The following is a 16,874-nucleotide window of genomic DNA, read 5'->3' on the forward strand; positions in this document are numbered from 1 at the left end:
GCTGCACTCCAGCATAATTAAAGTTATTAGCTTAAGCTAAATTAACCTGTTGTAAAGCAGATTACAAATGATGATTTATTTCTTTACCATTAATAATCAGCTGCTTAAGTGGGTTAACACCAAATTGGTAGCAAAGCTCAGCCGGTTGGCTAATAGCATAACATGCAAAGTCGGCGCGCTGCCCTACCGCTAAGGTGCCGCGATCAGCCAAACCTAAGGCGGCAGCGGCATGTCGTGTCACGCCCAGTATGGCTTCTTCTGGTGTTAACCTAAATAATGTGCAAGCCATATTCAACATCAGTGGCAACGAACACAGTGGTGAGGTGCCGGGGTTTAAATCCGTAGCTATTGCCATTGGTACCTTGTATTGGCGTAATAAAGCTATTGGTGGTTGCTGAGTTTCGCGTAAAAAATAAAATGCACCCGGTAACAACACCGCTACCGTGCCCGCTTGAGCCATCGCGGCAACACCGGCTTCGTCTAAAAACTCAATATGATCTGCCGATAAGCCGCTAAACTCGGCGACTAAAGCGCTACCACCTAAATTAGACAATTGCTCAGCGTGAGCTTTAACCGGTAAACTTAATGCCGATGCGTGTTGGAATACTTTCCTACATTGGGCAATAGAAAAACCAATCCCTTCGCAAAACACATCTACCGCATCAATTAATTGCAGCTGCTTTAATACCGGTAACATTTTACATACGGCATCAATATAGCCATCGGCGTTATCAGCAAATTCAACCGGTAAGGCATGTGCACCTAAAAACGTTTTTTGTATTGAAATAGCATGCTGCTTATTTAGATCAGCAGCCACTTGCAGAATTTTTTGCTCTGATACTAAATCTAAGCCATAGCCAGACTTAATTTCAACTGTGGTTACACCTTGGGCTAATAACGCGTTTAATCTCGCTTCTGCTAGTGCCAATAGCTGTTGATGACTGGCCGCCCGAGTTGCTGCGACAGTAGATTTAATACCACCACCTGCGGCAGCGATATCTTGATAACTCGCGCCGTTTAAACGCATTTCAAATTCATTAGCACGGTTGCCGGCATAAACTAAATGTGTATGACAATCAATAAAGCCGGGTAACAACCACTGTTCGCCAGCGTCATACAACAGCGTAGATGAGGCATCGAATGCCGGCAATCCTGCTTGGTTACCAATATAAGCAATAACACCGTCTTTTACCGCTAGCGCCCCATTATTAATAGCACCATAAGCTGCACCATTGTCAGTCATAGTGGCAATATTGGCATTAACCCAGATAGCATCAAACTGCTGCATAGCCTACTCCTGTTGCGTTATTTTCAGTAATTTTACACCAACAGCTTGTATATACAACCAAACTAGCTTATTTTTATATAGTCTAGTTGGAGGAATCATGGCTATTGCTAAGTTTGCTGAAATTAAAGAATACATGCTAAGCCAAATTGAAATTGCTGCTTGGCCTGAGCACAGCAGAGTGCCATCAGAAAATGAGTTAGCCGAGCAGTTCAGTGTTAGCAGAATGACTGCACGTCGTGCTTTGCAAGAGCTAACCGAGCAAGGGATTTTGTATCGTACTCAAGGCGTAGGCAGCTTTGTTGCAGCGCTAAAATCTCAGTCTTCACTATTAGAAATTCGCAATATTGCCGATGAAATTCATAGCCGTGGCCATGCCTACAACGCGCGTTTATTGCAGCTTACTGAGCTGCCCTGCCCGGCTGTTATTGCTACAGCACTAGGGCTAAAACGTAACGAACCGGTGTATTTCTCTTTAATTGTGCACTTAGAAAACAATCAGCCGTTGCAACTGGAAGCACGTTACGTTAGCCCGCATTTAGTGCCTGGCTATGTACAGCAAGATTTTAATCAACAAACACCACACCAATATCTTAGCTTTATTGCGCCGCTAACCGAAGCTGAGCACACGGTTGAAGCCATTTGGCCGGATGACTTTACCTGTAAACATTTAACGTTAAAAAAGCCTGAACCCTGCCTGCGTCTAACGCGACGCACTTTCAGCCGAGAAGGCGCAGTTAGCTTGGCGTACTTAACTTCACCAGGTAGCCGCTATCGTTTAGGCGGCCATCTTAATTTTTCTTTTGCGACCAACAAGGGAGTGATCTAATGACAGACCCACGTATTGATAACAGCCGGGTGATCCGTGCTGATCGCGGTAACACCATAACAGCGAAAAGCTGGCAAACCGAAGCCGCTAAACGCATGCTAATGAATAACTTAGACCCTGAAGTAGCTGAACATCCGCAAGCACTAGTGGTATATGGTGGTATTGGCCGTGCTGCGCGTAATTGGCAGTGCTATGACAAAATAGTCGAGGTGCTTAACCGTTTAGAAGATAACCAAACCTTATTAGTGCAAAGCGGCAAACCGGTTGGTGTGTTCCCAACTCATCCTGATGCGCCACGCGTGCTAATTGCCAACTCAAATTTAGTACCGGCGTGGGCTAACTGGCAACACTTTAACGAACTAGACCGCAAAGGCCTAATGATGTACGGCCAGATGACCGCAGGTTCTTGGATCTATATCGGTACCCAAGGCATTGTTCAAGGCACCTACGAAACCTTCGTTGCCATTGCTAATCAGCACTTTTCTGGCAATGCCAGCAATAAATGGGTATTAACCGGTGGTTTAGGTGGCATGGGTGGCGCGCAGCCACTAGCAGCAACTATGGCTGGCTTTAATATGATTGCCTGCGAAGTTGACGAAAGCCGTATCGATTTTCGCTTAAAAACGCGTTACGTAGATAAAAAAGCACTATCGCTTGATGAAGCACTAGCCATGCTAGAGCAGGCAAAAAAAGACGGAAAGCCTACCTCAATTGGCTTACTGGCTAACGCTGCAGATGTGTTTGCTGAACTGGTAAAACGGGGCATAACGCCAGATGTAGTTACCGATCAAACTTCTGCCCACGACCCGTTAAATGGTTACTTACCACAAGGCTGGACTATGACGCATGCAGCCGAACAGCGTAAAACTGATGAAGCTGGCGTAGTAAAAGCGGCTAAGCAGTCAATGGCGGTGCAAGTTCAAGCCATTTTAACTATGCAGCAGCGCGGAGCAGTAGCCACTGACTATGGCAACAATATTCGCCAAATGGCACAAGATGAAGGCGTAGCAAATGCCTTTGATTTCCCAGGTTTTGTACCGGCGTATATTCGGCCATTATTTTGCCAAGGCATAGGCCCGTTTCGTTGGGTTGCGCTGTCGGGCGATCCTGAAGATATTTATAAAACTGACGCCAAAGTTAAAGAGCTAATTCCAGACAATCCACATTTGCATAACTGGCTAGATATGGCTCGTGAGCGTATTCAATTTCAAGGCTTACCAGCACGTATTTGCTGGATTGGTTTAAAAGATCGCGCGCGTATCGCTTTAGCATTTAACGAGATGGTAAAAAATGGCGAGCTATCAGCACCCGTAGTTATTGGCCGCGATCACCTAGATTCTGGCTCGGTTGCTAGCCCTAACCGTGAAACTGAAGCCATGCTTGACGGCTCAGACGCGGTATCAGATTGGCCGCTGCTAAATGCTTTATTAAATACCGCTGGCGGTGCAACTTGGGTATCACTGCATCACGGTGGTGGTGTTGGTATGGGATACAGCCAGCATAGCGGTGTAGTCATTGTTGCCGACGGCACCGATGCCGCAGCAGCGCGCTTAGGCCGCGTATTATGGAACGACCCTGGAACTGGCGTGATGCGCCATGCCGACGCGGGTTACGATATTGCTACCGACTGTGCCAAAGCACAGGGTTTAGATTTACCTATGGTTACGGAGTAACAACATGAGCTTTAAACTGAATGTAGTTCCTGGCAGCCTAACATTGGCGCAATTACGTCAAGTGCAACAAGGCCCAGTGACGCTGACATTAGACGACTCTGCAGTCGCCGGCATTGAGAAATCAGCGGCTTGCGTAGCCGACATTATCAAAAAAAACCGCGTGGTGTATGGCATTAACACGGGTTTTGGTTTGCTAGCCAGCACGCGAATTAAAAATGAAGAGCTAGAACTGTTGCAGCGCTCTATTGTGTTATCGCACGCGGCAGGTTTTGGCGAGATAATGGATGACAGCACGGTGCGTCTATTAATGGTGCTGAAAATTAACTCATTAGCCCGCGGTTTTTCTGGCATTCGTTTATCGGTAATTAACGCGTTAATTAAGCTAGTTAATGCCGAGGTCTATCCCTGCATTCCGAAAAAAGGCTCTGTGGGTGCATCAGGCGATTTAGCGCCATTATCACATATGGTGTTGCCACTAATTGGCGAGGGCGAAGTTAGCTACAAAGGCCAAATTTACGATGCGGTAGAAGGTTTAGCGCTAGCCGATATGCAGCCTATTACTTTAGCAGCCAAAGAAGGCCTTGCACTGTTAAACGGTACTCAGGCTTCTACCGCCTTTGCTTTAGAAGGGCTATTTAGAGCTGAAGACTTATTTGCGGCTGGCTGTGTTATTGGCGCCATGAGTGTTGAAGCGGCCATGGGCAGTCGCTCACCGTTTGATGATCGTATTCACCAAGCACGAGGTCAGCGCGGTCAAATTGACGCGGGTACAATTTATCGTCACTTGCTGGGCAAGAGCTCTGAAATTGGTGAAGCACATCAAAATTGTGAAAAAGTACAAGACCCATACAGCTTGCGCTGCCAACCACAAGTAATGGGCGCTTGTTTAACACAAATTCGCCACGCGGCGGCCGTGTTAGAAGTTGAAGCTAACGGTGTCACCGATAACCCCTTAGTGTTCGCTGATGATGGCGATATTCTGTCTGGCGGTAATTTCCACGCCGAGCCTGTAGCGATGGCGGCTGATAACTTAGCGTTAGCTATTGCAGAAATTGGCTCAATATCAGAACGTCGTATGGCGCTATTAATTGATGCTACTTTAAGCAAGTTACCAGCATTTTTAGTACCTAATGGCGGTGTAAATAGCGGCTTTATGATTGCGCAGGTTACAGCTGCAGCCTTAGCATCGGAGAATAAATCACTGGCTCACCCGGCGTCAGTTGATAGCTTACCTACCTCAGCTAACCAAGAAGATCATGTGTCAATGGCCACTTTCGCCGCTCGTCGTTTAGCTGATATGGCTGAAAACACCACCGGCGTATTAGCGGTAGAATATTTAGCGGCAGCTCAAGGTTTAGACTTTAGAGCACCGTTAAAATCAACCGTGGCAATTGAGCAGGCAAAAGGTTGGTTACGCGAGCAAGTGAGTTTTTATGGTCAAGACCGTTACTTTGCACCAGATATCGAAAAAAGTGCTGAGCTATTGCGTCAACGCCAGCTAAATAGTCTTATTCCTGTAAATCTACTGTGTAGTTTCTAAATTATAAAGCGGCTTCCTGCCGCTAAAATCATTCTACACTAAGAAAAAAGCTGGACGTTGTCCAGCTAGGCAGGAAGCATTATATCCCTATGTTTTTATTATTTCCTTTCGCAGTCATATTGCCAAAGATGCGAAAAAAAACCCGATGAAAAAGTGATATCAATACTAAACTAGCGCAAATTGTTGGGCTTTATCCTGCTTTTGCTGCTTTTTTAAACGCTTTACATCTAACAATTCAATATTTGCTTCGCGTGCAAAAATTCGGGCCTGGTTACTAAAGCCCAAGTAGCTTACTGCTATACCCATTTTGATATCAGCCGCAAGCATCTGCTGAAACAAGGCTCTAATATGATTAATGTCTACCAACTGCTCTTGATGCTGTAAATACACTAACTTCTCAGCCCCGTTACCTTGTAAGCATTTATATTCAGTGCTTACTTTAGCAGACGAAAATAACTTGCCCTGTTGTAAAAGAAAATCTTCCGCATGTTGCATAAACTGTTGCTGTTTATTTACCGTTGATAAAAAACGGCGCAACGGCCAAGCTAAACCGTTTATTTTGTGTTGTTGGTCTAACTCAAAAAATGCCATAACATTAAACACTAACGCAGCAATAAACATTAACACAAACACCCACAGCATAAACGCAGACCAAAATGCGGATAACACCCAGTTATTGTTACTTAATAACAATGAATGCTCAGCAAATAATAAATATACGGCACCGGCGGCAATACCTAACACAGTACTAACAGACGATACCAACAACCATTTATTGTTCATTACACCCTCAACGCTAAAGTGCTGAAGTGCAGATTAAGCGCTAACAAGAACAAATTCTTAATAACAAACTGATAAATACCTTATAAAGGTAAAAATTGGTTAGATATGCATCAAAAGCAGTAAGCTAATGCGTCACCAGCTGATATAAAGCGATATTGAAAGTTATACTGGGTAATAAATTTTTGCGAGTTTACATAACGTTGTGACAACGTTTCTGGCACAAACTGAACTTGCGTACCGGCCAGATCGGTAGCACGCTGATAAAAGTCTCGCCGTGATAGTTTTACCGGACAACTAAGATTATAGATTGCGGATTGCCAATGCTCTGTTGGTAAAATAGATTGCACTGCGCCAATAATATCAACAGCGTGAACCATATTTATTAATCCGTTAGGATCGGGTAAGGTTTTATTGGCAACAAAACGGCCAGGATGACGCCCAGGGCCCATCAAACCGGCTAAACGTAATGTGATACAGCGCGGAAATTGCTGTAAAGCTTTTTCTCCAGCAACAAGCAACTGCACTCTAGGCAAAGATTCTAATAAAAGACTGTTTTCATCAACATTACCATCTAAGCCTTGATAAATCCCGGTCGAGCTAAAGTGGATCAGCGCTTTGCTGCCTGCTTTAGTAATAATACTGTTCAGCTGCTGCAGTGACTTAACATAACTATTTGTGCCCGACTGCTGCCCCGGCGCTATCGCACAGATCACCACTGCATTACTAAATGCGTCTGCTACATTTTCAGGGCAATTGTCTTGCAGGTTTAAATCGAGTACCAGCCCTTTGACACCGGCCGGCAAATTAACCAGCGATTGTGCGTTTCGTCTAGTGACAACTAATTGATGTCCATCAGCACACAGTGCTACTGCTAACTGTTGCCCTAACCAGCCATAACCAACAATAACAATTTTCACTTTACCGTTCCTTTAACCGGTAACACAGCATAGCGGCCAGTAAACTCAGCAGCGAGCTTATCAGCTGAATAAATAGCCACCTTAATTTTCTGCAGCACTTTTTGTCCTTCAGACAACGGGTTAAGATCACCAATGCAGTTTTGTAATACACAACGCGCCTGCGGCAGTTCGGCTACCGGTTTAAAGTACTTTATTGTGCCTTCAGCTAATACTTGGTCGCCCTGCAAACCTAGTGCTTGCAGTTGCAAGTACAACATGCCCCAACCGGTAAGCGTGGCCAAAGCGTAAATACTGCCGGCAAACATGGTGTGATGTAAATTAATATTAGGCGCTAGAGGCGCATTGCAGCGCAGCTCATTACCGTTAAAACTAGCTATGGTTAGCTGCATATATTGGCTTAGTGGAATGGTCCTTTGCCAAGTATCGTTAAGCTGATGGCACCATAGCTGATGCTGTGTACTGTTAGTTAAACAGACCAATTTATGCATCACTGAATGCGCTATCCCGAACTGTTCTGGTGCTGGCGCAATTAATTTATAACCATAATTTTTATAAAATGGTAGCGCGGTTTCCCTCGCGTTTAGCTGCACGCGCTGACACTGCCACAGCACCGCTTGCGCTTCTAACCCCGCTAAAATACGGCTACCAACACCTTTGCCTTGATACTCATCAGCTACTGCCATATAACGGACTTGAGCTGTCTCACTGTCTATTTTATGCAAACGTCCCACGCCAGCAATAACACCGGCATTGTTCACTAGCATTAGATGGTAAGCTGCTTGCTCTAGCTGATCTTGTTCAGAGCCTACTGGTTGCCGCCATGGTGCGCGCAATATTTGCCAGCGCAAATGATAATAACTTTGCCATTCTTGTTCTGTGACGGGCGAACGTAATTGCCAGTGGCGCATAAAGCTGATTCCGAAAAGTTAGTTTGACAGTAAAAATGTTACCGGCCCATCATTAACCAAGCTGACTTGCATGTCAGCACCAAACTGGCCAGTAGCCACCTCTAAACCCAAAGCTTGGCATCGGGTAATAAAATCCTGATAATATTGCCATGCTTTATCTGGCGTTGCCGCGGGCGTAAAACTGGGGCGTAAACCGGACTGCGTATCAGCAGCGAGTGTAAACTGCGACACCACTAATAAGCTGCCTTTCACCTGCTGTACGTTTAAATTCATCTTGCCGTTATCATCAGCAAACACACGATAATGACAAACCTTGTGTACCAGTTTAGCTAATTCAGCGTCACTATCGGTTGCTTCAACACCCAGCAGCACTAATAAGCCATGCTGTATTTTACCAATAATGACATTATCTACGGTCACTGAAGCCTGTTTTACTCTTTGTATAAGTGCCTTCATTGTTACACCACGTCTTTATGTTGTGGTTCGTCCATTACTGAATCGCTAGTAATTTGATCAGGATCGTCGGCATCCGGGCGTTCAGTATCTGCAGCCAGCTGCTGCAATAATGCGGTAAGCTCAGCACCAAGCAGTACCACTAACCACGACATATAAACCCAGACAAATAAAATAGGCACCAGCGCCAGCGCACCATAAATAGTGTCGTAGGATGGAAAGTGTGTCACATAAAAGGCAAAACCGCGTTTCGACAGCTCAAATAAAACCGTAGCCAATAGTGCGCCAGCAATAGCATGGCGAGCTCTCACTTTAATATTTGGTACCACTAGATATAAAATAAAGAATGCTAATAACGACATCAACGATGGCAAGGTACCAAGCAGTAATGTTGAAAAGCCAGGCGTATAGTCATCAGCAAAACGGGTTAATCCAACCAAATATGAACTCAGCGCAATAGACGAGCCAAACAAAATTGGCCCGAGCGTTAATATCATCCAATAAATAGAAAAGGAAATAATCGGTCTTGGCCGTTTGGTTACGCGCCAAATTTTATTCAGCGTTTTATCAATGTTATTAATTAATAGCAGCGCGACGATCACTAAAGCAAACACGCCTACCGCTGTCATGCCACCGGTATTACCAATAAACTGGCTAATATATTGCTGAATTTCTTCACCGCGCGATGGAATAACATTAGCATAAACAAAGGCTTCAATATTTTGGCGAAACGCACTAAACATTGGGAATGCGCGCAACATAGTAAACATTACCGCAATAAATGGCACCAATGATAATAACGAGATATAGGCAAGATAGCCGCCAATCATAGTGATTTGATCTTGCTGACAACGCTGAATGTACAGTTTAGTAAAGCGTATCGCGTTTTCTAATTTATCTTGCCAATCAGGGCGCATAAGGTTTCCTTTGTTACAAACACTATCCGAGGATACAAGAAAAGCAGCGCGGCAACCAGTATCCGCACCTCAGTAGATTGTGACAATAAAAAAGCCGGCACATTGGCCGGCTTGTCACTATCTAACAGAATTAATCTGAGTTACCACGATTCGCACGTTTACGGTCATTTTCAGTTAAATGACGCTTACGTAAACGAATAGACTTAGGCGTTACTTCAACCAATTCATCATCATCAATAAACTCAAGCGCTTGCTCCAGTGTATAACGAATTGGTGGTACTAAAGTAATGGCTTCGTCAGTACCAGAAGCACGTACGTTAGTTAACTGTTTACCTTTTAAGCAGTTAACTGTTAAGTCATTGCTACGGCTATGAATACCAATAACTTGGCCTTCATAAACTTCTTCAGCATGACCTATAAACATACGACCACGTTCCTGCAACGAGAAGATGGCATAACCAGCAGCTTTACCCATAGCGTTTGAAATCATTACGCCGTTAGTGCGCTGACCAATAGTGCCGCCTTTATACGGGCCGTAGTGATCAAAGCTGTGGTACATTAAACCAGTACCTGAAGTGATGGTCATAAAGTCAGTTCTAAAACCAATTAAACCACGGCTTGGCATCATGAAATCTAAACGAATACGGCCTTTACCATCTGGCTGCATGTTAGTGATTTCCGCTTTACGCTCACCCATTTTTTCCATGATTGAACCCTGATGCTTCTCTTCACAGTCAATGGTAACGTTTTCCATTGGCTCCATTTTCACATCATCGATCACTTTCATGATTACTTCTGGACGCGATACAGCCAATTCATAACCTTCACGACGCATACTTTCAATTAATACGCTTAAATGCAATTCGCCACGGCCTGACACACGGAATTTATCACCGTCGCCCGTTTCTTCAACTCGTAACGCGACGTTGTGTTTTAACTCTGACTGTAAGCGATCTAAAATTTGACGTGAGGTAACGAACTTACCTTCTTTACCAGCAAAAGGTGAGGTATTAACTTGGAACGTCATTGTTACCGTAGGCTCATCAATGGTTAATGGCGGTAACGCTTCAGGTTTAGTGGTAGTACAAATGGTGTCAGAAATTTTCAGCTCGCCTAAACCGGTAAAGGCAACAATGTCACCCGCGGTGGCTTCTTCAATTTCAACACGCTCTAAACCTAAGTAACCAAATACTTGGCCAACTTTAGCATTACGCTTTTTACCATCAGCACTAAGAATAGTGACTTGCTGGTTTGGCTTTAACGTACCACGCTTAATACGGCCGATACCGATAATGCCTAAGTAGCTAGAATAATCTAACTGAGAAACTTGAATTTGGGTTTCGCCGTTTAGCTCTACTGATGGTGGTGCAACGTGCTTAACAATAGCGGCGAATAAATCGTCGATATTTTCTTTTTTATCGTTGTAATCTAAGGTTGCCCAACCGTTTAACGCCGATGCGTAAACAATTGGAAAGTCTAACTGTTCGTCAGTAGCACCTAAGTTGTCGAATAAATCGAATACTTGGTCAATAACCCAATCTGGACGCGCGCCCGGACGGTCAATTTTATTTACTACTACTATTGGCTTTAAACCATGAGCAAACGCTTTTTGCGTTACAAAACGTGTTTGCGGCATTGGGCCATCAACCGCATCAACCAGTAATAATACTGAGTCGGCCATTGATAGTACACGCTCAACCTCGCCACCGAAGTCGGCGTGGCCCGGTGTATCAAGAATGTTAATGTGATAGCCATTCCAGCGTACCGAGGTGTTTTTCGCTAGGATAGTTATACCACGTTCAGATTCCTGCGCATCAGAGTCCATCATGCGCTCTTGTAATTTAGCGCGAGCATCAAAAGTGCCTGATTGCTGTAATAGTTTATCAACCAAGGTTGTTTTACCGTGGTCAACGTGAGCAATAATGGCAATATTGCGCAGTTTATCTAAATTTGTTGCAGTAACGCTCATGTAAACTATCCTCTGTGGCACTAGATGACCATAATGACCACCAGGCAAAACTAACTGAAACTTAAGGGCGCATATTCTACTCTTTTTTTATACAGAAAGAAAAACTGCAACAGCAGTTTTAGCAATTTATTTTTTAGCAGTGCGTTAATGTATCGTTATTAGCCTTGTGCATACGCACCTAAAAAGAGCAACGGCGCACCAAAATAGTGCAAACTAATATGGGCTTTAATTGGAAATTCAAACATAACACTTATTATCAATAGGTTACATGTTTGGCATATAACTAGCATTAAACAAATGACTGTAGTAAGTAGCTAAAAACTAATTAATTGGAGGAATGCATGTCTGCATCATCTGTACTGAGTTTAATGAAAGAAAATGAAGTTAAGTTTGTAGATTTACGTTTTACCGACACTAAGGGTAAAGAGCAGCACCTTACCATTCCAGCTAACCAGATTAATGAAGACTTTTTTGAAGACGGGAAAATGTTTGACGGCTCGTCAATGGCTGGCTGGAAAGGCATAAACGACTCAGACATGATTTTAATGCCCGACACCAGCACCGCGGTGTTAGATCCGTTTTTTGAAGAAACCACATTAATTATTACCTGTGATGTTATTGAACCAAGCACTATGCAAGGGTATGACCGTGACCCTCGTTCTATTGCTAAACGCTCGGAAGAATACCTAAAGTCGACCGGTATTGCCGACACTGCGCTGTTCGGCCCAGAGCCAGAGTTTTTTATGTTTGACGACATTCGCTTTGAAACCAATATGTCAGGGTCTTTCTTCAAAATTAACTCCACTGAAGCGGCTTGGAACTCAGGCACGAGTTACGAAGAGGGCAATAAAGGCCACCGTCCAAGCGTAAAAGGCGGTTATTTTCCGCTGCCACCAGTAGACTCAAGCCACGATATTCGCAGCGCTATGTGTATGGTGCTAGAGGAAATGGGGCAAACAGTTGAAGCTCATCATCATGAAGTAGCTACTGCTGGACAAAACGAAATTGCTACTAAATTTAATAGCTTAACAAAAAAGGCAGATGAAACTCAGCAGCTAAAGTATGTAGTACAAAACGTTGCTCACCTGTATGGTAAAACCGTTACCTTTATGCCAAAACCACTGGTTGGCGATAACGGTTCAGGCATGCACTGCCATCAATCATTAGTTAAAAACGGCGTCAACTTATTTGCTGGTGATAAATATGCTGGCTTGTCAGAATTAGCGCTGTACTACATTGGTGGTTTAATTAAACATGCTAAAGCGTTAAATGCGTTTACCAACCCATCAACTAACTCATACAAACGTTTAGTGCCTCACTACGAAGCGCCGGTAATGTTAGCGTACTCGGCGCGTAACCGCTCAGCATCTATTCGTATTCCGTTAGTGTCTAGTGCTAAAGCACGCCGTATTGAATGTCGCTTTCCAGATCCAGCGGCTAACCCATACCTGGCTTTTGCTGCCCAGTTAATGGCAGGCTTAGACGGTATTCAAAATAAAATTCATCCTGGCGATGCCATGGATAAAGATTTATATGACTTGCCAGCAGAAGAAGCAGCGAATATTCCTAAGGTAGCCAGTACATTGGAAGAGGCGCTAAACGAGTTAGATAAAAACCGCGCAATATTTACTAAAGGCGGCGTTATGTCTGATGCAATGATCGATGCTTACATCGGTATCAAACGTGCCGAAGCCCTAAGAGTAGCTGTAGCTGTTCATCCATTAGAATTTGAACTTTACTATAGCGTTTAAGCTACTGGTTCAATATGAAGCTCACTACGGTGAGCTTTTTTTGTAGAAAAATAATACAAAACACGTTAAAGTAGCGGCCAATAAAACAATAATAATAAAATGCAAATGGACGCAGTTATGAATAAAATAGGATTTGTTTTAATATTATTGCTAGCAAGCAGCGCGCTATATGCTCAGGACAATAAAAAGGTTTTTGTTACCAAAGACGCTAATGGTGTTATAGTGTTTTCTGATAGCCCGCAAGCTGGTGCTGAAGAGCTTAACCTATCAAGTCGAGCCAACATCATGGCTGCGACAGATCCAACCTTACCTGCACGTAAACCTCCAGCCAAAGAACCCTATACGGTAGATATTGCCCAGCCTGAAGACCAAGCCACAGTGCGTGACAACACTGGCTCTGTTTATGTAACCGGTAAAATTGGTCCGATGTTTGAACGCGGCCTGCGAGTGCGGTTATTGGTAGATGGCCAACCTCTAGCAGAGCCGCAAAGTAATGCGGTATTTATATTACGCGATATTGAGCGCGGCGAACATAAATTACAAATGGAACTGTTTGATCAGCAAGGTAAAGTTATTGCCACTAGCCCGGTTACAACATTCTACTTACACAGAACGTCAACAATATCGGCTAACTAAACTGTATTTCATGCATTTCACACTAAACTGAATTACACTACTAGCGCTACGCACCACTTTGGTGCAAAGGGTGACATAGTGACACAATTTGATAACGCGACAGAGCAACTACACACTAATATTACTGAACAGCTAACCACCGCCGTTATGCTGTTAGATGCTAACTTGCAGATCCGGTATTTTAATACCGCATGCTGTGCAGTGCTAGGTTTAGGCGAAAAACGCCTTAACCATCAACCATTCCCTAGTTTATTCCAACATACAGAACTCAGTTCTACTCGCTTACACAGCGCGCTAACTGATAAACAAGGTTTTGGTGTTAGTGAAATACAGGCGGTATTAGCTGATGGTAGGCATTTACTGTTAGATATCGCCGTAACCCTTAGCGAACAACCGATGAATCACCTATTACTTGAAATTCGTCAAGTTAATCATCAACGTAAAATAAGTTTAGAGAACTTACAACAGCATCAGCACGTTGCTGCACGTGAGTTAATCCGTGGTCTCGCCCATGAAATTAAAAATCCGCTTGGCGGCTTACGCGGTGCCGCGCAGTTGCTAGAAGAATCGTTAAACGAAGAACAAAAAGAATATACCCAACTCATTATTAGCCAAGCAGACCGATTGCGAAATTTGGTAGATCGTTTATTGGGCCCATATCGGGTTATACACAGCGTTAATAACAATTTGCATCAAGTAATAGAACAAGTGCGACAGTTAGCTGTAATGGATAACCCCGCTAATGTACGTTTTAATCGTGATTACGATCCGAGCATTCCTGATTTTTCATTTGATGCCGAATTACTTGAGCAAGCGTTACTTAATATTATACGTAATGCCCAGCAAGCACTAAGCAACACAGCACAACCTACAATATCGATTCAAAGCCGAGTGCTGCAACAACATACCTTGCACGGTAAAAGACATAAACTCGTGGCGTTAGTTCGAGTTATAGATAACGGCCCAGGCATTCTTGCTGAAATAAAAGACACACTATTTTACCCGATGGTGAGTGGCCACGCTAATGGCACAGGGCTGGGTCTTTCTATTGCGCAAACCCTTATTCATCAACATGGCGGCTGGATAGACTGCGCTAGCTGGCCGGGGCATACTGAATTTACCTTATATTTGCCTATTACGCAGGCTGAGGATTAAGCTAATGGCACCGACAGTATGGATTGTAGATGACGATAATTCTATTCGTTGGGTACTAGAGAAAGCATTAGCCCGAGCACAAATTGCCTCAGAAAGTTTCGCCTCTGCCGATATTATGTTGCAACGACTGCGGCACGAGCAACCAACGGTTGTCGTATCAGACATTCGTATGCCAGGCACTGATGGCATGGCGCTGCTAAGTAAATTACAGCTATTAGCTCCCAATTTACCCGTTATTATTATGACGGCGCATTCCGATCTGGACAGCGCAGTTAATGCCTTTAAGCGCGGCGCGTTTGAATACTTACCCAAACCCTTTGATATTAACGACGCCATAGCACTGATCCAACGCGCTATTGAGCACGCTCAAATAAACCAGCCCAAACTCAGTGTTAGTATTCAAACCCTATCTAGCCAAATTATTGGCGAGTCTCCGGCAATGCAAGACGTATTTCGCGCTATCGGCCGCTTAGCGCGATCCAGTATCAGTGTATTAATTAACGGCCAATCGGGTACGGGCAAAGAACTGGTTGCTGGCGCGTTACACCAACATAGCCCACGCAGTGCCGCGCCATTTATTGCATTAAACATGGCCGCTATACCGAAAGATTTAATAGAGTCAGAATTATTCGGCCATGAAAAAGGCGCGTTTACTGGTGCCAATAGTTTACGTAAAGGTCGCTTTGAACAAGCTAATGGCGGTACGTTATTTCTTGATGAAATTGGCGATATGCCACTAGATGTGCAAACACGTTTGCTTAGAGTACTTGCTGAAGGTCAATTTTACCGAGTGGGCGGCCATCAAGCCGTTACGGTAGACGTGCGTATTATTGCTGCTACCCACCAAAACCTTGAACAGCTGGTTAGTGAAAACAAGTTTCGTGAAGATTTATTTCATCGACTTAACGTCATTAGAGTGCACTTACCACCACTGAAAGAGCGTCAGCAAGATATCGCTAAACTGGCACAGCACTTTTTGCAACTAGCAGCTAAAGAGCTGAATGTAGAAGCTAAAATACTCAGCCAAGCCGCTGAGCAGTTTCTAACCCAATTAGAGTGGCCAGGCAATGTGCGCCAGCTAGAAAACACCTGTCGCTGGCTTACCGTAATGGCCAGTGGCAAAAATATCGCCATAGCTGATTTACCCCCCGAATTTATTGCAGCACACAAAAATACGCCGTCAACGGTTCACATACCCGCATCAAACCAAGCGGCCAATTGGCAACAGATGTTAGCGTTATGGATAGCAGATAAACTAGCGGCTGGTGACGACAACATTTTAGCCAGTGCAGCACCTGAGCTGGAACGTATTGCCTTGCAGCAAGCGCTGCAATTTACCCATGGCCACAAGCAAGAAGCAGCAAGACTGTTAGGCTGGGGACGAAATACCTTAACCCGAAAACTGAAAGAGCTGAAATAAAGCAGCAAGCCAAAGCTTGCTGCTTTTAACTAACTTAAGACTGTTTACGCTGCGATTTTCTTTGTTGCCAATGCGATTTCTGTTCCGCCATTTGCAAACGCTGCTCGTCAGTTAACACTTGCAAGATCTGGTGCCTTAGCTCCATCCTTGCTACGCGCTGTTCAAGGCGCGCACTCTGCTGTTGCTCCAATAACTGGCGTACCGCTACCGCATCAAACTGCGTCGCCTCTATTAATTCCCGTAATTGTTTGCGTTCAGTGTTGCCGATACGTTGTTCTTTGTGCGCAACGCGATGCTGCTGCACTAACTGCTTAACTTGCTCGCGTTGCTCCTCGGTAAGCTTTACCTTACCTAGCATGCGCTGCATCGGCATAGCTTGTGAATGACGTGTGCCTTTATGATGATGGCCGTTATGGCCGTTGCTATCAGCAAGTACAGCTGTTGAAAAACTCGTTGCTGCAGCAATAACACCTAAGCTAAATATAAGTTTGGCTACTTTCATCGGATACGCTCCTGTTATAAGACGAGATAAATATAAGCGTTTAAATGCAAAGCAGAGCAAAGACGAGGTAAAGATTCTGTAAAGGTATATTGCCCTGCGCAGACATTAGGTAAACTCGCATTAAATAGTAAGGAGT

The 16,874-nt window shown here is 44.2% G+C and carries 15 protein-coding genes; 7 read left to right on the plus strand and 8 right to left on the minus strand.

The window, feature by feature from the left end; all coding sequences use genetic code 11:
* Positions 1 to 61 precede the first annotated feature (61 nt).
* Positions 62 to 1,288, minus strand: a complete 1,227-nt coding sequence (gene hutI / locus E0Z06_RS11635) for an imidazolonepropionase (RefSeq protein ID WP_132584854.1) — start codon at positions 1,286 to 1,288, stop codon at positions 62 to 64.
* A gap of 97 nt (positions 1,289 to 1,385) precedes the next feature.
* On the opposite strand from hutI, the gene hutC reads away from it, so the two are divergent.
* The 3 genes from hutC to hutH are packed head-to-tail and all read left to right on the plus strand — an operon-like array spanning position 1,386 to position 5,327.
* A complete protein-coding gene (gene hutC / locus E0Z06_RS11640; RefSeq protein ID WP_165907398.1) occupies positions 1,386 to 2,114 on the plus strand; it encodes a histidine utilization repressor in 729 nt (242 codons plus the stop codon).
* On the plus strand, positions 2,114 to 3,787 hold the full coding sequence (hutU, locus tag E0Z06_RS11645; protein WP_132584856.1) for a urocanate hydratase: 1,674 nt from the start codon (positions 2,114 to 2,116) through the stop codon (positions 3,785 to 3,787). Before hutC ends, hutU begins: the two co-directional genes overlap by 1 nt.
* 4 nt (positions 3,788 to 3,791) lie before the next feature.
* The gene (gene hutH / locus E0Z06_RS11650) at positions 3,792 to 5,327 is read left to right on the plus strand and encodes a histidine ammonia-lyase (protein WP_132584858.1); all 1,536 of its coding nucleotides are present in this window, start codon (positions 3,792 to 3,794) and stop codon (positions 5,325 to 5,327) included.
* Positions 5,328 to 5,492: 165 nt separating this feature from the next.
* On the opposite strand, the gene E0Z06_RS11655 is transcribed toward hutH, so the two are convergent.
* The 6 genes from E0Z06_RS11655 to typA form a co-directional block, all read right to left on the minus strand.
* Entirely contained in the window at positions 5,493 to 6,110 is a 618-nt protein-coding gene (locus tag E0Z06_RS11655) for a restriction endonuclease (RefSeq protein WP_132584860.1), read from the minus strand.
* 110 nt (positions 6,111 to 6,220) lie between these two features.
* A complete protein-coding gene (locus E0Z06_RS11660) occupies positions 6,221 to 7,027 on the minus strand; it encodes an NAD(P)H-binding protein (protein WP_132584862.1) in 807 nt (268 codons plus the stop codon).
* Positions 7,024 to 7,935 carry a bifunctional GNAT family N-acetyltransferase/hotdog fold thioesterase gene (locus tag E0Z06_RS11665; RefSeq protein WP_132584864.1) on the minus strand — a complete coding sequence of 304 codons (912 nt, stop codon included), beginning with the start codon at positions 7,933 to 7,935 and terminating at the stop codon, positions 7,024 to 7,026. The genes E0Z06_RS11660 and E0Z06_RS11665 overlap by 4 nt, the downstream gene beginning before the upstream one ends.
* Before the next feature lie 18 nt (positions 7,936 to 7,953).
* The gene (gene dtd / locus E0Z06_RS11670; RefSeq protein ID WP_132584866.1) at positions 7,954 to 8,391 is read right to left on the minus strand and encodes a D-aminoacyl-tRNA deacylase; all 438 of its coding nucleotides are present in this window, start codon (positions 8,389 to 8,391) and stop codon (positions 7,954 to 7,956) included.
* 2 nt (positions 8,392 to 8,393) lie between these two features.
* Positions 8,394 to 9,305, minus strand: a complete 912-nt coding sequence (locus E0Z06_RS11675; protein WP_132584868.1) for a virulence factor BrkB family protein — start codon at positions 9,303 to 9,305, stop codon at positions 8,394 to 8,396.
* A 130-nt stretch (positions 9,306 to 9,435) separates the two neighbouring features.
* The gene (gene typA / locus E0Z06_RS11680; protein WP_132584870.1) at positions 9,436 to 11,274 is read right to left on the minus strand and encodes a translational GTPase TypA; all 1,839 of its coding nucleotides are present in this window, start codon (positions 11,272 to 11,274) and stop codon (positions 9,436 to 9,438) included.
* A gap of 341 nt (positions 11,275 to 11,615) precedes the next feature.
* Here typA and glnA point away from each other — a divergent pair, with 341 nt between their 5' ends.
* The 4 genes from glnA to glnG all read left to right on the plus strand — a co-directional run bounded on the left by glnA (position 11,616) and on the right by glnG (position 16,236).
* Positions 11,616 to 13,025, plus strand: a complete 1,410-nt coding sequence (glnA, locus tag E0Z06_RS11685) for a glutamate--ammonia ligase (RefSeq protein WP_132584872.1) — start codon at positions 11,616 to 11,618, stop codon at positions 13,023 to 13,025.
* Between the two features lie 117 nt (positions 13,026 to 13,142).
* Positions 13,143 to 13,661: a DUF4124 domain-containing protein gene (locus E0Z06_RS11690; RefSeq protein WP_132584874.1), complete on the plus strand. Its 519-nt coding sequence runs from the start codon at positions 13,143 to 13,145 to the stop codon at positions 13,659 to 13,661.
* A 78-nt stretch (positions 13,662 to 13,739) separates the two neighbouring features.
* Entirely contained in the window at positions 13,740 to 14,816 is a 1,077-nt protein-coding gene (gene glnL, locus E0Z06_RS11695) for a nitrogen regulation protein NR(II) (protein WP_132584876.1), read from the plus strand.
* A 4-nt stretch (positions 14,817 to 14,820) separates the two neighbouring features.
* Entirely contained in the window at positions 14,821 to 16,236 is a 1,416-nt protein-coding gene (gene glnG / locus E0Z06_RS11700) for a nitrogen regulation protein NR(I) (RefSeq protein ID WP_132584878.1), read from the plus strand.
* A gap of 34 nt (positions 16,237 to 16,270) precedes the next feature.
* On the opposite strand, the gene E0Z06_RS11705 is transcribed toward glnG, so the two are convergent.
* On the minus strand, positions 16,271 to 16,738 hold the full coding sequence (locus E0Z06_RS11705; protein ID WP_132584880.1) for a Spy/CpxP family protein refolding chaperone: 468 nt from the start codon (positions 16,736 to 16,738) through the stop codon (positions 16,271 to 16,273).
* Positions 16,739 to 16,874: the final 136 nt, after the last annotated feature.

It is taken from the genome of Rheinheimera sp. D18 (assembly GCF_004345025.1).
GTDB classification, from domain to species: Bacteria; Pseudomonadota; Gammaproteobacteria; order Enterobacterales; family Alteromonadaceae; genus Alishewanella; species Alishewanella metallidurans.

Bases quoted from the DNA above. Each gene is read 5' to 3' on its own strand.
- hutI (WP_132584854.1), bottom strand. From the start codon at position 1,288: ATGCAGCAGTTTGATGCTATCTGGGTTAATGCCAATATTGCCACTATG.
- hutC (WP_165907398.1), top strand. From the start codon at position 1,386: ATGGCTATTGCTAAGTTTGCTGAAATTAAAGAATACATGCTAAGCCAA.
- hutU (WP_132584856.1), top strand. From the start codon at position 2,114: ATGACAGACCCACGTATTGATAACAGCCGGGTGATCCGTGCTGATCGC.
- hutH (WP_132584858.1), top strand. From the start codon at position 3,792: ATGAGCTTTAAACTGAATGTAGTTCCTGGCAGCCTAACATTGGCGCAA.
- E0Z06_RS11655 (WP_132584860.1), bottom strand. From the start codon at position 6,110: ATGAACAATAAATGGTTGTTGGTATCGTCTGTTAGTACTGTGTTAGGT.
- E0Z06_RS11665 (WP_132584864.1), bottom strand. From the start codon at position 7,935: ATGCGCCACTGGCAATTACGTTCGCCCGTCACAGAACAAGAATGGCAA.
- dtd (WP_132584866.1), bottom strand. From the start codon at position 8,391: ATGAAGGCACTTATACAAAGAGTAAAACAGGCTTCAGTGACCGTAGAT.
- E0Z06_RS11675 (WP_132584868.1), bottom strand. From the start codon at position 9,305: ATGCGCCCTGATTGGCAAGATAAATTAGAAAACGCGATACGCTTTACT.
- typA (WP_132584870.1), bottom strand. From the start codon at position 11,274: ATGAGCGTTACTGCAACAAATTTAGATAAACTGCGCAATATTGCCATT.
- glnA (WP_132584872.1), top strand. From the start codon at position 11,616: ATGTCTGCATCATCTGTACTGAGTTTAATGAAAGAAAATGAAGTTAAG.
- E0Z06_RS11690 (WP_132584874.1), top strand. From the start codon at position 13,143: ATGAATAAAATAGGATTTGTTTTAATATTATTGCTAGCAAGCAGCGCG.
- glnG (WP_132584878.1), top strand. From the start codon at position 14,821: ATGGCACCGACAGTATGGATTGTAGATGACGATAATTCTATTCGTTGG.
- E0Z06_RS11705 (WP_132584880.1), bottom strand. From the start codon at position 16,738: ATGAAAGTAGCCAAACTTATATTTAGCTTAGGTGTTATTGCTGCAGCA.